Source organism: Aeribacillus sp. JST-2 (genome assembly GCF_056032925.1).
This window is the reverse complement of record NZ_JBVVUU010000009.1, coordinates 1-16,987: the sequence shown is the minus strand read 5'-3', so window position 1 is coordinate 16,987 and position 16,987 is coordinate 1. Positions and strand designations below refer to the sequence as shown.

At 39.6% G+C, this 16,987-nt stretch carries 12 protein-coding genes and 2 pseudogenes; 11 read left to right on the top strand and 3 right to left on the bottom strand.

Annotated features, from left to right (window positions below):
- The first annotated feature begins 1 nt into the window (after nucleotide 1).
- The 8 genes and pseudogenes from AC0KTX_RS06730 to AC0KTX_RS06695 form a co-directional block, all read left to right on the top strand.
- Nucleotides 2-550, top strand: coding sequence for an SAR2788 family putative toxin (locus tag AC0KTX_RS06730; protein ID WP_130156700.1), 549 nt, complete (start codon nucleotides 2-4; stop codon nucleotides 548-550).
- A gap of 28 nt (nucleotides 551-578) precedes the next feature.
- On the top strand, nucleotides 579-1,097 hold the full coding sequence (locus tag AC0KTX_RS06725) for a DUF7878 domain-containing protein (RefSeq protein ID WP_474251450.1): 519 nt from the start codon (nucleotides 579-581) through the stop codon (nucleotides 1,095-1,097).
- A 927-nt stretch (nucleotides 1,098-2,024) separates the two neighbouring features.
- Nucleotides 2,025-3,205: pseudogene (locus AC0KTX_RS06720) on the top strand (IS701 family transposase).
- 67 nt (nucleotides 3,206-3,272) lie between these two features.
- The gene (locus AC0KTX_RS06715) at nucleotides 3,273-4,124 is read left to right on the top strand and encodes an IS982 family transposase (protein WP_474251535.1); all 852 of its coding nucleotides are present in this window, start codon (nucleotides 3,273-3,275) and stop codon (nucleotides 4,122-4,124) included.
- A complete protein-coding gene (locus AC0KTX_RS06710) occupies nucleotides 4,114-5,055 on the top strand; it encodes an ABC transporter permease (RefSeq protein WP_474251449.1) in 942 nt (313 codons plus the stop codon). Before AC0KTX_RS06715 ends, AC0KTX_RS06710 begins: the two co-directional genes overlap by 11 nt.
- Before the next feature lie 16 nt (nucleotides 5,056-5,071).
- Nucleotides 5,072-6,097, top strand: coding sequence for a substrate-binding domain-containing protein (locus AC0KTX_RS06705; protein ID WP_474251448.1), 1,026 nt, complete (start codon nucleotides 5,072-5,074; stop codon nucleotides 6,095-6,097).
- A gap of 10 nt (nucleotides 6,098-6,107) precedes the next feature.
- Nucleotides 6,108-6,779: a deoxyribose-phosphate aldolase gene (gene deoC, locus AC0KTX_RS06700; protein ID WP_474251447.1), complete on the top strand. Its 672-nt coding sequence runs from the start codon at nucleotides 6,108-6,110 to the stop codon at nucleotides 6,777-6,779.
- A gap of 146 nt (nucleotides 6,780-6,925) precedes the next feature.
- Nucleotides 6,926-7,805 (top strand): annotated as a pseudogene (locus tag AC0KTX_RS06695) (transposase); the annotation flags it as partial.
- A 214-nt stretch (nucleotides 7,806-8,019) separates the two neighbouring features.
- Here the strand turns inward: AC0KTX_RS06695 and AC0KTX_RS06690 are convergent.
- The 3 genes from AC0KTX_RS06690 to AC0KTX_RS06680 form a co-directional block, all read right to left on the bottom strand.
- A complete protein-coding gene (locus tag AC0KTX_RS06690; protein ID WP_094245137.1) occupies nucleotides 8,020-9,153 on the bottom strand; it encodes an iron-containing alcohol dehydrogenase family protein in 1,134 nt (377 codons plus the stop codon).
- Between the two features lie 13 nt (nucleotides 9,154-9,166).
- Entirely contained in the window at nucleotides 9,167-10,513 is a 1,347-nt protein-coding gene (locus AC0KTX_RS06685; RefSeq protein ID WP_474251446.1) for an aminotransferase class III-fold pyridoxal phosphate-dependent enzyme, read from the bottom strand.
- 779 nt (nucleotides 10,514-11,292) lie between these two features.
- Nucleotides 11,293-12,474 (bottom strand): PucR family transcriptional regulator, encoded by a 1,182-nt coding sequence (locus AC0KTX_RS06680; RefSeq protein WP_340854825.1) that lies wholly within the window; start codon nucleotides 12,472-12,474, stop codon nucleotides 11,293-11,295.
- A gap of 166 nt (nucleotides 12,475-12,640) precedes the next feature.
- On the opposite strand from AC0KTX_RS06680, the gene AC0KTX_RS06675 reads away from it, so the two are divergent.
- The 3 genes from AC0KTX_RS06675 to preA all read left to right on the top strand — a co-directional run bounded on the left by AC0KTX_RS06675 (nucleotide 12,641) and on the right by preA (nucleotide 16,893).
- Nucleotides 12,641-13,879: a Zn-dependent hydrolase gene (locus tag AC0KTX_RS06675; protein WP_094245140.1), complete on the top strand. Its 1,239-nt coding sequence runs from the start codon at nucleotides 12,641-12,643 to the stop codon at nucleotides 13,877-13,879.
- Between the two features lie 340 nt (nucleotides 13,880-14,219).
- Nucleotides 14,220-15,575, top strand: a complete 1,356-nt coding sequence (locus tag AC0KTX_RS06670; protein WP_474251445.1) for an NAD(P)-dependent oxidoreductase — start codon at nucleotides 14,220-14,222, stop codon at nucleotides 15,573-15,575.
- A 34-nt stretch (nucleotides 15,576-15,609) separates the two neighbouring features.
- Entirely contained in the window at nucleotides 15,610-16,893 is a 1,284-nt protein-coding gene (gene preA / locus AC0KTX_RS06665) for an NAD-dependent dihydropyrimidine dehydrogenase subunit PreA (protein WP_474251444.1), read from the top strand.
- Nucleotides 16,894-16,987 lie beyond the last annotated feature (94 nt).

The following is a 16,987-nucleotide window of genomic DNA, read 5'->3' as shown; positions in this document are numbered from 1 at the left end:
CATGGTACAGCGGTTGCTAGTATCATTAGAGAATGGAGAAATCATTACTCAACATTTTGATGTAGTGTTGCAAGAAATTGACGGCACCGATTTTATTGCAACACTCATTGATCAAGATACTGGAGAATCTTACCAGATCAATACCATTGATGCTCAAGCTTCGGTTCTGCCGGCGGTTATAATCGGAGTAGTTGCAAAACATGGAATCAAGTATGCCATAAAAAAATTTGGAAAAAAACTTATCGTTAAGTCGATAAAAAGCTCTAAAGCCGTTCTTAACACATTTGCAAAGGCAGCCGTTAAAGCAGCAAAAAGTAAAGTTTCCAAATTCAATGTAAGTAATAAGCATTTAAAAAATGCTGGAGGTAATTTTTCTAAATTCAATACTACTGATAAAAGCCAAATACGTAATTGGGTTAAAGAAGGATTAAATTCTAAGAACGCATCTTATTCTTTAAATCCAGAGGAAGAAAAAAAGAATGCGGATTTGTCATTTGTAGTTATAGCGGACCTTGGTAAAGTAATAGGTACAAAAGGTCAGAAAAAATAAAAATTGTAGTAGGGTGGGATGGTGAAATATGGACAGCATATCCAGTCAAATAGAATTTGTCTATCACTTTACAACCGATGAATCTTATATTCCTAAAAAGTTGAAAAAGAATGCTGCCATTGTGCTTAGAGTTAGTGGAGATTTTGACATAAAAGTAGATGGAATCTCCTATTTCCGAGATGATATCGCATTGTTGGAGTTTTATTTATACCTAGAGAGATGGCTCGCCATTATCGAAAGTGACAAATATGATATCCCGGAATTTCATTATTATACTCTTGAAATTGACGAAGATGAGCCGTTGATTTCAATCATCCCTTTTGACAATAACGATAAGGCTCGACTCACATCTATTTGGAGAAAGGAACCGTTTGATCCTGTATTTAAGATGGATTATATAGTGAACAAATTGACAGAATTACGCGATCAATTAAAAAAAGATATTGAGGCACATTATAGCATTTCAGTAGAACCGTTTATTGATAAATTTCCCATTAGAGCTTTAGCTGTCATCGATAAAAAGAGAGGCAAGAAGAAATGGTTTTAGTATTCTGTAAAAAATTAGGGATACAAATCCTTTAGAGTATAGGAACAGTAGAACTGATCAACGGAAACAAAGTGTCGGGCTTTCTTTTGGAAGGCGTATATCGCCAATCGATTCGAGGATATTACAGATTTTGGAGGATGGCGTTCCTATTGCCGAAAAGAAGCCGAATCATAATGGCAAAAGTGGCTGTCAAAGTAGTCGATTTTTTCGGCTTATAGGTGCCCTTTCAATATTCAATGTTTATGTTTTTCGTTTCCAAAAGATTTTGGCTTTCTGGACAACTGCTTTTCCTATGTTTCCCTATCTTGTTTATGTCCTTCGGGAATCTTATGAAGGACTTTGTTTTCTGCAAGAAAAAAATACAGAGTGTTGCAGTATATCTTTATCAAAATTTTGAATAAATATACATATATGTGATCTATCCATCAAGGGCTTGACATGGATCCTCTGTAGCCATGATTCTTTAGCCAAGCGCCAGCTTCAACAGTTTTGGCAAAACCAAAAAAGGTTATCATGGCTCCTCCTCCATGTAAAGCCCCATTGCATATCACTGCATAAGGATTTTGCAATTCTCTGCACTTTTATTTTGCAAAAAACAGGACTTTTTCTATGCACGCCATTTTCATTCTGTCTTTCAAAAGTTATGACGGACATTCAGTATATGCAATTTCCTTTTTTTGGATTCCATCACCTCCATGAAGGACGTTTATAAATTTTATTAGATTATTTTTGTCCTTCACAGTGGCATTTCTTCAAAATCCATTTCAGTTCGGATTCTAAAATCAAATCAGTGAACCTTTAAGTAATAAACTGTAGATGAGCAAATTCGCTAACATAAATTTACAAATAAACAAAAGAAGAGACATGAACCCGGTTCCTTGATTAGAATAGATGTGCCACAACTATCCACAAGGAGGTTCATGTCTCATGAATAGACTAGCACATCATCAAGGAATTCACAAGTTTTTGGAGATGTTAGGGTTGACACTTCATTTTTCAAAGCCAGTGATGAAGCATCTCGTTCATATCGTGGATGCGATGGTGACGAAAGGTTTTTCGGGAACGTTGACCGATCTACATCATGGGAGCTTTCATCCGAACCATCGCACGACACTCAGTCATTTTTTCACGAAAAGCCCTTGGGAGGAAGAGACGTTGCTTCACAAACTACAGCAATGGATCCTTCGCCGTGTCGAACGCAGGTCGAAACGAGAGAATTCCCCCCTTTTTGTTTCGATCGACGATACCATTTGCCAAAAAACAAAGCCTTCGTCACGGGCAACACGCATCATTCAAGGATGTGATTGGCATTATTCCCACACTGACAAAAAGTCCGTCTGGGGACATTCTCTCGTTTGGCTCATGGTTCATACAATGACCCAAGCTTTTCCTTTTTCGTTTCGCCTCTATGACAAGACGGCTGGGAAAAGCAAAGGGAAACTGGCCATTGAGATGCTTTCTTCTCTGGATGTGCACTGTCCCGTTTATGTGCTGATGGATTCTTGGTATCCATCGCAAACGCTCGTGGAAGCTTGTCTGAAAAAGGGATTCCACGTCATCGCCATGCTCAAGACCAATCGGATTCTTTATCCTAAGGGCTTAGCAATTCAAGCAAAAAAATTGGCCCGATACTTAAACCACAAGATACTCACCTCGTCACGGTGGGAGAAGAACGTTATCGTGTGTATTGTTACGAAGGCGCGCTCAAAGGTCTTGATGATGCGGTGGTGTTGCTCACTTGGAAAGCGGATCAACCGATGACACCTGAACATCTTCGTTGTGTCATGAGCACCAATCGGGAACTGAGCAATGAAGACATCCTACGCTATTATACCGAGCGGTGGTCGATCGAATGCTTTTTTCGACAAGCGAAAGACCAGCTGAAGCTTGATGGGTACCGTGTTCGCAAGTGTCGGGCGGTGAAACGGTATTGGATCTTGGTACAACTTACTTATGTGTACAGCATGTTCGAGTCGAACAGTGATGTTTCGGATGGACTCGATCTTCTGCGCAAGAAAAAAGGACATAGCCTCGTGGCGTTTATTTACCGTGCAGCGAAGCAAAATATTCCAATGGACATTGTGAAAAAACAGCTCCATGTGGCATAAGGGGTACCCTGTTTTCCCTTTTTAAATGGTAATTATTGTAACGAAAATTGCTCAACTACAGTAATCTATTCAAGCAAAAATTCAAAAGCAATATACCGCGATCTTATTCGTTGTATCAGCACAACTGTCTTGTATTCAGATGTATTTGCAACGTCGAAATCGTCATTTGTTGAAGCAAGAGGATGAGGTTATCATCGCCATTCACGTTCTTGGAAAATTGCTGGGTTTTACTTCGGAACGGGCTTGGCATCGATTTGTCATTGGAAACCTGTTCACCAAGGAAAAGTTCCTAGAGCGCTCTCGATACAACCGTCGATGCCGTTCTTTGCGTTGGGCGATCAAATGGATTCGTCACCAACTCGCCAAACGTGGACAACATCACGCTTATGCGGTAGTGGACAGCTTACCCATTGAACTCTGCCACCACGCACGAATGTATCGCGTCAAACGATTTCAAGGAATCGCAGATATTGGGTATTGTGCATCCAAAAAGATGGTTTACTATGGGTTTAAGCTTCATCTTCAGATTACCGACCAAGCGCTTCCGATGGGATATGTCCTGACCGAGGCATCCTGCCACGATCGGACAGCTGCGGAAACAGTGATGACTCAACTTCCTCATCCATATACACTTGGCGACAAAGGATATGTGAGCCAAGCCCTGCAAAAGAAGCTGTACGATGAATACAAGATCGCTTTTTGGACGCCTGCCCGAAAAAATCAACGTGTGGTGCAATCAAAAGAATGGAAACAATGGATGAAGCGAAAACGCAAAATCGTCGAAACCGCGTTCTCGGTTTTAGTGGATTCATTTCGGATCACGAAAATTCGCGCCAATTCGATCTCTGGATTTGAAACGGCGCTTGATGCCATTTTATTGGCCTATTCGCTCGTTGTTCTTGGGCTAGTTGAGCGTTGACGCTCAACTAGCACCATGGGTTAATCTATTTATTTTATTGGTAATTTTTATAGCTGTTGGGTCATTGCTGTCTCCCAAGTTTTTATCCTTTCAAAACCTTATGAATTTGTTACAGCAGTCATCGGTTGTAGGAATTATTAGCTTGGGGATGACTTTTGTCATCATTGTCGCTGGGATCGATCTTTCGGTTGGTTCAGTCTTGGCATTATCCAGCATGGTTTTAGGTATCCTTGTTACCAACGGTACAGGAACTTTCTTTGCAATAATCATGGCAATACTAGCCGGGGGAATGCTCGGTTGGATTAACGGTATTGTTTCCACTAAGTTGAAGGTTCCAGCATTTATTGCAACGTTGGCAATGATGGTAGCAGCCAGGGGTATCGCACTGCTATTGACAGATGGGGAACCCATTCATAATTTGCCACCTTCTATTCGATTTCTTGGAGGTAATATTATTGATAATAAAGTTCCTGTTTCTGGGATTTTGTGGATATTATTAACTATTATCGGAATTTTCGTTTTGCATTATACTACGTTTGGACGCAAACTATATGCGATTGGAGGGAACCCCCAATCTGCCTATTTATCGGGTATTGAGGTGAACCGATATATTATTGCAGCTTATGTTATTTGTGGAGCCATGTCCGCCTTGACAGGAGTTGTCCTTACATCATGGCTGACGGTGGCTCAGCCTACCGCTGGGAAGGGAATTGAATTGGATGCTATCGCAGCGGTAGTCCTAGACGGAACAAGTTTATTTGGCGGAATTGGAGGTGTTGGCGGGACGTTTATTGGTGTTTTGTTGTTAAGTATTATCACGAATATTTTCAATCTGTTAGGTTTGTCGTCTTATTATCAGTCGATCTTCATGGGGATAATAATTGTTCTGGCTTTAGTATTGAATCGATTTGTTGTTAAAAAATCAGATTAAGAGAGGAGAATATCAAATGAAAAATTTTAGCTTGTTACGTTTACTTCTAGCTACGTTATTATGTTCAAGTCTTCTTTTGGCAGGATGTACAAACTCCCAGCAAACTGATGGATTATCAGAAAACGGTGAGGGGCAAACTTCCGATTCCTCTCAAGAAAATGACAATGTGGTTATAGAGTTTTCACAGGTTACGCTAGAGTCTCCATTTTATGTATCTTTAGTAGATGCTGCAAAAGCAGAAGCAGAAAAGCAAGGAGTTGAATTGATTGCTATCGACGCACAGAATGATATAGAAAAACAAAATCGGGACGTGCAGGATTTGATTACAAAAGGTATTGATGTTTTGGTAATAAATCCTACACATCCGACAGCCGTTGCGCCGGTGCTACAAGCAGCGAAACAAGCAAATATTCCAGTGATTACAGTGGACCGTCCCACTGAAGAAGAGGTAACAGCTTTTATTGGTCGAGATAATAAGGAAATGGGTAGAATTGCAGGAAAAAAAGCGGTTGAACTGCTTGGCGGTGAAGGAAAAGCAAAAGGAAAAATTATTGAACTGCAGGGAGATGCAGGCGGTAAAGTGATGAAAGATCGTCATGACGGGTTTCATGAAATTGTGGAAAAAGAAGCAGGCATTGAGATCATCGAAGGACCTTATTGTGACTATGTTCGTTCTAAAGCCGTCAAAGCATTTCAAGATCTTCTTCAAGCCCACCCAGATGTCAATTTGGTTTATGCCCATAATGATGATATGGCTCTCGGAGCCCTTCAGGTCTTAGAACAGTCAAACATGTTGGACAAGATAAAAATTGTAGGTATTGATGGGCTCACAGAAGCAGTAAAAGCCATTGTCGATGGCAAGCATCATGCAACGGTTTTAAATGATCCAGCAAAGTTGGGGCAATTAGTAGTGGAGACGTCTATAAAAGTTGCAGAAGGTGAAGAAGTCAAAGAGTACATTGATGGAGGTACTGGTTTGATTGATGCTTCTAATGCGAAAGATTATTTTGATGAAAAAACAGTTTTTGCATCAATGAAATAGGGGGATTCCTATGGATAATATTTCTTCATACATTGATCATACATTATTGAAGCCTGAGGCAACCGGAAAAGACATTGAAAAGCTATGTGAAGAGGCAATAAACTATCGATTTGCTTCTGTTTGTGTTAACCCGTATTTTGTTCCACTGGCGTCTAACCTATTAATGGGTACAAGAATAAATGTGTGCATGGTCATCGGCTTTCCCCTTGGTGCAAATACAACCATCATCAAAGTCAAGGAGACGGAAGAGGCTATTCAAAACGGTGCAGATGAAATTGACATGGTAATGAATGTCGGAGCTTTAAAGGAAAGGAACGATCAAGGGGTATCCCAAGACATAGAAGATGTAGTGAAAGCCGCACAGGGAAAAATCGTGAAAGTTATATTGGAAACTTGTCTATTGACAAAAGAGGAAAAGAAACGGGCTTGTTTATTGTCGAAAGAGGCTGGTGCACATTTTGTAAAAACATCTACAGGATTAGCATCAGGTGTTGCGACGGTCGAAGATGTAACATTGCTGCGAAAGGTAGTAGGTGATCGAATGGGAGTTAAAGCATCAGGAGGAATACGAGATAGAAAAACAGCCATAAAAATGATCGAGTCCGGAGCTTCGCGTATCGGTACAAGCAGTGGTGTGCAGATTGTGAAAAGCGATTTAATTTCCGACAATAATGGATATTGATGATGGAAACATACCTGTAGGAAAGTTACCTACAGATCAGCCTGTAGACAAAAGCTTCACAAGAAGCAGGTCTTCAGGCTTTTTTTGTCGAAATGATTAAAGAGTGATTCAACATTGAGGTGATGTGAAGGGAAAGAAAAAATCACATTGAAGGACGTTATCAAATCGCTTTTTTCTCCTTGGAAGATTTGGTTCCTCAAGATCATTTGCTTCGAAAAATCGACCAAGCGATTGACTTCAGTTTCATTTATGATTTGGTTCAAGATCAATACAGTCCTCATACCGGACGTCCCCGTATCGGTCCGGTTGTGCTCATCAAAATTGTCCTTATCCAGTATCTGTTTGGAATCCGTTCCATGCGCCAAACCATTAAAGAAATTGAAACGAACGTCGCCTATCGTTGGTTTATCGGTTATGACTTTACTCAACCCATTCCTCACTTCTCCACCTTTGGGAAAAATGATGCCCGCCGTTTTCGCGGCACTAACCTGTTTGAAACCATCTTCCAACGCATTTTGGAAGAAGCGGTTCGTCATGGTTTGGTGGACCCTGACATTTGGTTGATCGACCTTGGCGCCGGTCAAAGCCGGTGCCAATAAGCATAAGTTCATCAAAACCGCGATTCAGAAAGAGAGCCAAAAATATCAAGCACGCCAAATGGTGCTTGGAACGCAACATTCGTCCGGTCATGCCGTATACTCTCCCCCGTACAAAAGACGATTTTTTCCGCAAACGCGATGATATGATTGTTACCTCTGTCCGCAAAATAAAGTCTCAGACTATGAAACAACCACCCGGGTACCGTTCCAAATCCGGACCGATCGCGATGGACGGAAAGAAAAGATGTGACCAAGCGCATCAGTGGCCATATTTGGGTGGCGGATGTGGAAGAAGCAGAGCATTTGAGACACACCGAAGAAAATAAGGCTGTATACACTTAGGAAAGAAACCATTGAACGGGTATTTGCAGACGCTAAGGAGAAGCATGGCATGCGATGGATCACTTTCCAATTATTGGAAAAAGTGTCCTTGCAGGCGATGCTTACTTTTGCTGCCATGAATTTAAAAAAATTGGCCACCTGGCTATGGAAGTCAGGTGGTTCGAAAGATCGATTGTTATTATTTTTCATAAAATGGCAAGTTCAGCACACTGTCTCTCTTCTTGTTGGCTTAAAACAGAGGTGTTTGTCATCAATCTGGCTCACTAAAGTGAACGATTAATGAGATTGTACAGAAGCAGTTACAAAGATTCATATAGCTGTTTTAAAGAAGAAGGATCCATTTCAACAGGATTGTTAAGCATGTTAGGAGCGAAGCTTTTTTTCACAAGTTGATCAAGTTGCTTCTCAGAAGTAACACCAACATCTTCAAGCGTCATACGAAATCCCATTTCTTTTTTCATTTCATCAATTCGATTGGCCAAATCATCAGCATTAGTAAATCCTAACCGTTGACTAAAGCTTTGGAGACGCTCTCGCACTTTCTCATCATCGCTTTGACTATTTAATCGCCAAAAAGCTGCTAATGTAAAAGCGCATGCTTCTCCATGGGGAATATTATAATCTTGGGTAAGCGGGTAAGAGCAAGCATGGGCTGCAGCTGTTTGCGTTAAATTGAAAGCAAGTCCTGCTGTGACAGATGCAAAACTCATATTTGATCGGGCCTCTAAATTATTTGGTTCATGAAATGCTGTTAATAAATGATCAAATACTAATTGCGCCGCTTTTTCAGCCATCATATCTGTGTAAGGTTGGTGTCTTTTATTGTAAAATGCTTCTAAAGCGTGAGCGAGCACATCGATGCCGCTTGTTGCCGTGACACTCGGAGGGCAACTGACGGTTAGTTCTGGGTCTATCAAGGCATATTTCGGATAAAAATACGAACTGGCTAAAGGTCTTTTTATTCCTTTTTCAGGGTCTGTCAAAACTGAAACAGAAGTAATTTCACTCGCTGTACCCGAAGTTGTAGGAATGGCGATTAAAGGAATTGACGGATGCTGAATCGGTTTCTTATTGTAGAAAAATTCCTTTGTCAAAAAATCTGTAGTGGCGACATAACAAGCCACTTTTGCACAGTCTAAAATACTTCCTCCGCCGAGAGCAACTGCAAAATCGTATGCCTTTTCCCGTAAAATGTTTGCACAGTTATCCGTATTTTGTAGCGTAGGATTAGGCTGAATGTCTGAAAAAATTTCTTTTATTTTGCCTTTTGATAATTTCATCATTTTTTCTGCAGTGCCATTTTTAACTAATGAGGGAGTGCTAATTAATAGTCCGCGTTTAAACTGGAACTTTTCGATGATTTCTGGGATTTTGTTGATTTTTCCTATTCCAAATTCAATAGGAACTGGCAATTCATAGTAAAAGTCTTGCATTTTATTTCACTCCTTACGCTAGTGCAGACAAACATTCTTTTTCGAACTGTTGTAAAGTTTGTTCAAAAAGGTCCATCGCTTCATGAATTTGACGTTCTGTAATAATCAGTGGAGGAGCGATAATGACGCTTGATTCGTGGGAATAGGTGTAAAAACCGTTGGAAATTAAACGTTGAACAAATTGACTCATAAGACCCGCTGGATCTTTTCCGTAATCCATCCCATATTGAATGAGTGGCTCTTTCGTGACTTTATTTTTCACTAATTCAACCGCGGCAAATAAACCGATATGACGGACTTCCCCAACTGAAGAATAATCAAGCAATTTTTCTAAACGGCTTTTCAAAGTTTTTCCTACTGTCTCAGCATTTTTGAAAAGATTTTCTTCTTCATAAATTTGTATGTTAGTACATCCAATGTGTGTACATATCGTATGTCCACTATAAGTTAATCCGGTCATTAGAATATTTTCATCAAAATAACGTGCCACTTTATCGCTTACAATCACCCCTCCAAGAGGCGCATATCCAGATGTAACGCCTTTAGCAAAAGTAATGATGTCCGGTTGGAAATCAAAATGATTTACTGCAAAAGGCTTGCCTGTTCTACCGAAACCGGTCATGACTTCATCACAGATCATTAAAATGCCGAATTCGTCGCAAAGGGCACGTACGCCTTCTAAATAACCTTTCGGAGGAATTAAGACCCCGTTACTTCCAGGGATCGTTTCTAAAACAATTGCCGCAATGGAATGGGGACCTTCATATAAAATTTGATTTCTTAATTTATCTAAATAATAAGCTGTAGCTTCTTCTTCGGAGTCAAAGTCGATGACTTCTCTATATAAATAAGGAACTTCAAATTTGATAAAGCCCGGTATACCCGGTTCAGCATAAAATCGACGGCTTTCGCCAGTGAGATTACCGGCTCCGAAAGTAGCCCCGTGGTATGAACGATATCTAGAAAAAATTTTGTAACGTCCAGTCACCATTTTAGCGATTTTAATAGCATGGTCGTTTGATTCCGCCCCACCGGAAGTGAAAAATACTTTTGACATATTAGATGGTGATAATTCAATAATCTTTTTCGCTAATTCCGATTTAGGTTTTGTCGCAAAGGAAGGGGAAGCAAGGGGATAGTTACGAATTTGTTGGAAACTCTCTATCATTTTAGGATGTTGATGGCCTACGTTTAAATACACTAATTGCGAACACATATCAAAGTAACGTCGCCCATTCTCATCCCAAAAATATACACCTTCTGCTTTTGTGATCACTTTCGGATTTAAGCCCTTCTGTTTTGACCAAGAATGTAAAACATACTTTGAATCATCATTTTTGATTTGTAGTAATTCATCCATTTTACATGACCCCTTTAATTGATATGATGAATTGATTTTATGTCATCATATCAACGGGAAAAGTTGAAAACAATGAATATTATGACAAATTATATTGTGCACTTGCACAACATATCTAACCTTTCTCCCCAATCCAAAAACGTATTTCATATTTAGTTTTAAACGTGAAGGTGCGTCAGCGCCAGTAAAAGTGGGAGATGAATGGTGGTCGATCAAGTCTTGCACCATTTCTAAAACTTTGTTTCGATTCTCACTGAATACGTCCATCAACCGATGAACACGCTGTATGTCGATGGTGAATGATTCTCGATTGCCAAGGGTTGGAAAAATGGCAAACTAACGAAAAGGCTTTCTACACAAAGGCATCACACCAATTAACGAAACGGTATGACGGCGTGGTGAATGAAGATCTCAACATGAAGGGAATGGCAAAAGCCCTTCATTCGGCAAAAGTGTTGCTGATCATGCGTCGGGGATGTTTATGACATTGCTCCAATATAAATTAGAAGAACAAAGTGAGAAACTGATCACAATCGACCAGTAGTTTCCATCATCCAAAACGTATTCGTGTTGCGGTCAAGTCAAGGAGTCGCTATTGCTTTCTGGGCGAACCTTTCGCTATGAATGAAGCGTCAATGCGGCGATCAATATAAACATCATTAGCGATAGCCTAACTTGACCGCAAACCGTGATACAAACGGGGATCGCTCTTCCCGTCATGAGATGGGATGGTCCGAGAAGCTCCCACCACTAGCGTTAGCGTTGATGGTGGGAGCATGTCACTTATTCTGATTTAAAATATTTTCAATCATAAAAGCGACGCTCAAATTAGTGCGGGCAAACGTATTATTTAAATCTACATCTAATAACGTTTCAATTTTACGAATTTTATATGTGACCGTATTTCGATGGATAAAGAGTCGTTTGCTAATCTTATTTGCACTGCCGTTTTCTTCAAGGAAAATTCTTAAAAAGTCAACAAAATCTGTTTCATGCAGCTCGTCATATAAATAGAGAGGACCGAGCATATCTTGATGAAATGTTTTAAGAATTGAATGATCTGGTACACTTAAAATAATTTTGTAGGCTCCAATTTCTTTGTACTTAAAGATAAATGGATTTCGATGTTTTTGTGATAAAAATATCACAGTTAGAGCTTCATTATAACTTTTAGACATTTTCCCTAGAGAATTATAAAAGTTGCCCATACCAATGATTAAATTTAATTCTCCGTCCTTCTCAATGACCTTATTATAGATTTTCTCAACAGTTTTAGAAAAAGGAATTCTGTTAGTTTTCACCTTTGCTTTATCAATTAAAAAAATGAGTTGATTGTCATGTTTTAAAGATAAAAAATCATGATAGCGGTTCTGAAATTCATAGAGGATAATGTCAAAATATTGATTAATGGATTTTTTATTATTTTTTGTTGTGCAAACGATAATGCCTAATTCTGCCCCTTTGGATATTCCTCTTTTTTGCAACTGTTTTTCAACAAGCTGTTGGAGATGTTTAAAGCGAAACAATAAATTGTATAAAATCTTTTCCTCCTCTTGATGCATAGTCACTTCTTTTTGAGCCATCGATATAAAGGCGAAGGTTTTTTTTAACAAATCAGCTACCCTGTACTTCCATTCCATTTGAATAAGGGGGAAATGATTGTTATCTGCAAATTCTATGATCGATGGAGGAACTTCAGGAATATATGGTCCCACATTTATAATGACCCCCGCCACTTTTTTATCAAAAGAACGTTTTACCAAGCGTTCTAGCATTTGAGTATTATTTTTCATTTGTATGCCTGTTGTAACGATTAACTCGTTCGCTCGACAAAATTGAATTAAATCATCGCTTTCAATCACATTGATGCCGGACAATTTACGGTTTAAACCATCTTTTCCTGCAATTAATTGAAGATGTTGAAATTCAGGTGCGAGAAGAAGATGTCGAATTGTCGTCATAATAACCTCCTCCAATTATCATGTTAATAAATATGACATATAATATATGCAAATGCATAATTTTTTTTATATTATTTTACATATACTATCAGAATAATATCCATTAAAATATTCTCAAACGGAATATATGTTAAGTTAAATAACATGGAAAGTGAGGGAATACAAGATGTATACATGTAATGCTGAGCGTTTAAAAGAAACTATCGAACAATTTAGTAAATTCGGAGCGACAAAAAACAACGGAGTCACAAGACTTTCTTTGTCAAAAGAAGATATTCAAGCAAGAGACTATTTTTGCGAATGCTGTAAAGCGCTAGGCATGGAAATAAAAGTAGATGATATGGCCAATATTTATGCGACTTTGCCCGGGAAAAAAGACCTTCCCCCAATTGTAATGGGATCCCATTTAGATTCTGTAGAAAAAGGGGGACGCTTTGACGGTGTTTTAGGAGTTTTAACGGCACTGGAAGTTGTTCGAACGATAAAAGAAAACAACATAGAATTGGATATTCCTGTAACGATTGTCAACTTCACGAATGAAGAAGGAGCTAGATTTGATCCTGCGATGATGAGTTCGGGAGTTCTTACAAACAAATTTGATAAAGAAAAAATGCTCCAATCGACTGATAAAAACGGGATCACCTTTGGTGAAGCTCTAAAGGAAAGTGGTTATGAAGGCGATGTTGAAAATCGATTAAAAGAAGCTTTAGCTTTTATAGAACTTCACGTTGAGCAAGGGCCGGTGTTAGAAACGGAAAACAAAACGATTGGCGTCGTAGAAGGCGTGTTGGGGATGGTTTGCTACGAAGTCACTGTTACAGGAGAGTCTGATCATGCGGGAACGACTCCGATGAGCATGAGAAAAGATCCCCTTTTTTTATCAGTAAAACTCTTATCTTCAATCATTGAACAACTAGGAACAGTAGATGAAGAGTTAGTTTATACCGTTGGACGAGTCTTGGTTACACCAAATATTCATACCGTCATTCCAAATAAAGTAACGTTCACTGTAGAAGCTCGGCACAAAGAAGAAGAAAAAATTAAGCAAGTAGAAGATATTTTACAATCTTTGCCTAAAGAAGATAATGGTTGTACTGTTAAAGTCGAAAAACTTTGGGGGCGGGATACGGTTGTATTTGATTCGGACTTATGCGATCAAATCGAACAAGCGAGCAACAAATTTGGTTATTCGTCTATAAGGCTGTACAGTGGTGCTGGTCATGATGCTCAGTTTATTGCTAGTATCATTCCTTCCGCAATGATATTTGTTCCAAGTATTAACGGAAAAAGTCATTGCGAAGAAGAGTTCACACCGTATGAAGATTGTGCAAAAGGGGCAGATGTATTGCTTGAAACAGTATTAAATTTACAAAAGAAATTTTCTTTAGAAGAAAGCAAATCATAAAAATGATCGTTTTCAAGCCGTTTAAGTAAATGTGGATGGTAAAAAAATATTAAACTGGATAATTTAGAATATTCAAAAATATCCAAATGTTAAATGCTGAATGTGCCAAGATAGAAGTACACATTTGTAAGATGCAAACTGGGAAATTGCATTTAATCTGTCAGACGACGGGAGGTGGTATCCTCTAAACTTATGAAGTTTGAACAAACGGTTTGTGCAGCGGCACATGGAGTTATGTCGTTCCCATCAACAGAGGAGAATTTTAATATGGCAACGCCGTTAGTTCATAGAAAAACTTAAAAAAAGATTTTTTTCAAAATAGAGAAGGGGGTTGTCTATGATGAACGTTTCACTTTCTGATTTAGAAAAAAACTTTCACGAAGTCGAAAAGGGTTTAACCGACCGAGAAGCAGTGGAAGAAGCTAACCGATGTTTATATTGTTATGATCCGCCTTGTGTTAAATCTTGTCCAACAGGAATTGATATTCCTTCTTTTATCAAAAAAGTGGCAACTGGGAACTTGAAAGGATCAGCAAAAAAAATTATGTTGTCTAATCCTGTTGGTGCTAGCTGTGCAAGGGTATGTCCAACAGAGGAGTTGTGTGAAGGTGCTTGTGTTTTGAATCATTCCACTAAGCCGATCATGATTGGAAAATTACAACGCTATGTGACGGACTGGGCGATCCGGAATGAAGAAGTATTATTTAAAGCTGGAAATAAAAACGGAAAAACAGTGGCTGTTGTCGGTGGTGGTCCTGCAGGATTATCGGCTGCTAGAGAATTAGCGAGAATGGGATATACTGTTACCATTTTTGAAGCGGAAAAGGAAGCGGGAGGACTTAATACGTATGGCATCGTTTCCTTCAGGCTTCCGCAAGAAGTATCGTTTTGGGAAGTGAATCAAGTCAAACGTTTAGGAGTAGAAATTCGCACTAATATGCGGGTAGGAAAAGATATTTCTGCTAAGGAAATTTTGGACCAGTATGATTCAGTTGTTTTGGCTGTCGGTATGGGAAAAGTTCCGCAGTTAGGTATTGAAGGTGAGGACTTGGATGGAGTGTATGATGCCATTGAATTTGTAAAAGAGACGAAAACAAAAGAATTGACTGACAAGCTAGTAGGAAAAAGAGTTGCTGTCATTGGTGCCGGAAACACTGCGATTGATGGTGCCACTTGTGCGGTGCGTTTAGGAGCAGAAAATGTAAAAATTTTATATCGTCGTACAAAAGAAGAAATGACAGCGTACGATTTTGAATACGAGTTTGCAAAACAAGAAGGCGTGGAATTTCGTTGGTTAACTGCACCGAAGCGGATTGTTGGTGATGAAAATGGAAAAGTGACTCATATCGAATGTGTCCGTATGAAGTTAGAAGAGCCAGATGCAGACGGACGACGTCGCCCTGTTCCCATTGAAGGATCGGAGTTCACGATGCGAGTGGACGTAGTGATTAAAGCAATCGGTCAGACACGTCACGTTGATCTTATTGAGGAATTTGGATTAGAGCATGACGATGGCGTGGTGAAAGTGCATCCAGGAAAATATCAAACATCCAATCAAAAAGTGTTTGCTTGTGGTGATGTCATTTTTGATAAAGGAAAAGGTGAAGCAATGGTTGTCACTGCTGCACAACAAGGGAAAGAGACAGCATATGCTCTACATCAATATTTAACAAAAGCAGTGAGTGAAACTGCTTAATGATTAGCTATTTTTAGCAAAGGGGGACAAGAAAATGGCGGATTTAAGCATTAATTTAGCAGGTATCAAATCTCCTAATCCATTTTGGCTTGCTTCTGCACCTCCAACCAATTCCGGCTATCAAGTGCAAAGAGCGTTTGAAGCTGGTTGGGGTGGTGCGGTGTGGAAGACGCTCGGCGAACCGATTTTGAACGTATCATCCCGATTTGCAGCTTTAAGCTTTAATGGGCAGCGTGTAGCGGGTTTTAACAATATTGAGTTGATTACAGATCGTCCGCTTGAAGTAAATTTAAAAGAAATTTATGAAACAAAAAAGCGTTTCCCAGATCGAGCTGTGGTGGCATCTTTAATGGTTGAACCAAAAAGGGAAAAATGGCATGAAATCGTGAAAAAAGTAGAGGATGTAGGAGTGGACGGTCTTGAACTAAATTTTGGCTGTCCGCACGGAATGGCGGAACGGGGAATGGGGTCAGCTTCAGGACAAGTACCTGAACTTGTGGAAAAGCAAACGTATTGGGTGAAAGAGGTGGCACAGACACCTGCCATCGTCAAGTTGACTCCTAATATTACAGACATTACTGCAACGGCGGAAGCGGCTGTTCGGGGAGGAGCCGATGCCGTCAGCATGATCAATACGATCAATAGCTTAATGGGAGTTGATCTAGACACATGGAATACGATTCCGCATGTTGCAGGAAAGGGGACACATGGAGGTTATTGCGGTCCCGCTGTTAAACCGATCGCTTTGAACATGGTTGCAGAGTGTGCCCGAGACCCGTATATTCATGTACCGATTTCTGGAATCGGCGGCATCTCCACTTGGAAAGATGCAGTGGAATTTATGCTGATGGGTGCAACCGGTGTGCAAGTCTGTACAGCAGCTATGCATCATGGCTTCCGTATTGTTGAAGACATGATTGAAGGGCTGAACAATTATTTGGATGAAAAAGGAATCGCCTCTGTTATGGACATTGTCGGAAAATCCGTTCATAAATATTCCGATTGGGGAGATCTCGACCTTAATTATAAAGTAGTTGCTCGCATTAACCCAGATGTTTGCATTAATTGTAATAAATGTCACATCTCCTGCGAAGATACTTCACATCAATGCATTGATATTTTAACGAATGAAAATGGAGAAGAGTATTTGAAAGTGCGGGAAGAAGATTGTGTAGGATGTAATTTATGTTCGATCGTTTGTCCGGTGGACGGTGCAATTGACATGGTTGAAATTCCAGTTGAACATCCACCTATGACATGGAAAGAGAGACAAGCAGTCATTGGCAATCTCAGTAACTGTAATATTGACATAAAATAAGCTTTTTTAGTCAAAGGAGCCTTGCATCATTACTATACCAATCGGCCAGACAGGCCGTTAAAAAAACAACAGTCTCTGATTGCCTTGTGTTGTA

Coding starts and splice junctions, on each gene's coding strand:
- AC0KTX_RS06730 (WP_130156700.1), top strand. CDS start 2: ATGGTACAGCGGTTGCTAGTATCATTAGAGAATGGAGAAATCATTACT.
- AC0KTX_RS06725 (WP_474251450.1), top strand. CDS start 579: ATGGACAGCATATCCAGTCAAATAGAATTTGTCTATCACTTTACAACC.
- AC0KTX_RS06705 (WP_474251448.1), top strand. CDS start 5,072: ATGAAAAATTTTAGCTTGTTACGTTTACTTCTAGCTACGTTATTATGT.
- deoC (WP_474251447.1), top strand. CDS start 6,108: ATGGATAATATTTCTTCATACATTGATCATACATTATTGAAGCCTGAG.
- AC0KTX_RS06690 (WP_094245137.1), bottom strand. CDS start 9,153: ATGCAAGACTTTTACTATGAATTGCCAGTTCCTATTGAATTTGGAATA.
- AC0KTX_RS06685 (WP_474251446.1), bottom strand. CDS start 10,513: ATGGATGAATTACTACAAATCAAAAATGATGATTCAAAGTATGTTTTA.
- AC0KTX_RS06680 (WP_340854825.1), bottom strand. CDS start 12,474: ATGACGACAATTCGACATCTTCTTCTCGCACCTGAATTTCAACATCTT.
- AC0KTX_RS06675 (WP_094245140.1), top strand. CDS start 12,641: ATGTATACATGTAATGCTGAGCGTTTAAAAGAAACTATCGAACAATTT.
- AC0KTX_RS06670 (WP_474251445.1), top strand. CDS start 14,220: ATGAACGTTTCACTTTCTGATTTAGAAAAAAACTTTCACGAAGTCGAA.
- preA (WP_474251444.1), top strand. CDS start 15,610: ATGGCGGATTTAAGCATTAATTTAGCAGGTATCAAATCTCCTAATCCA.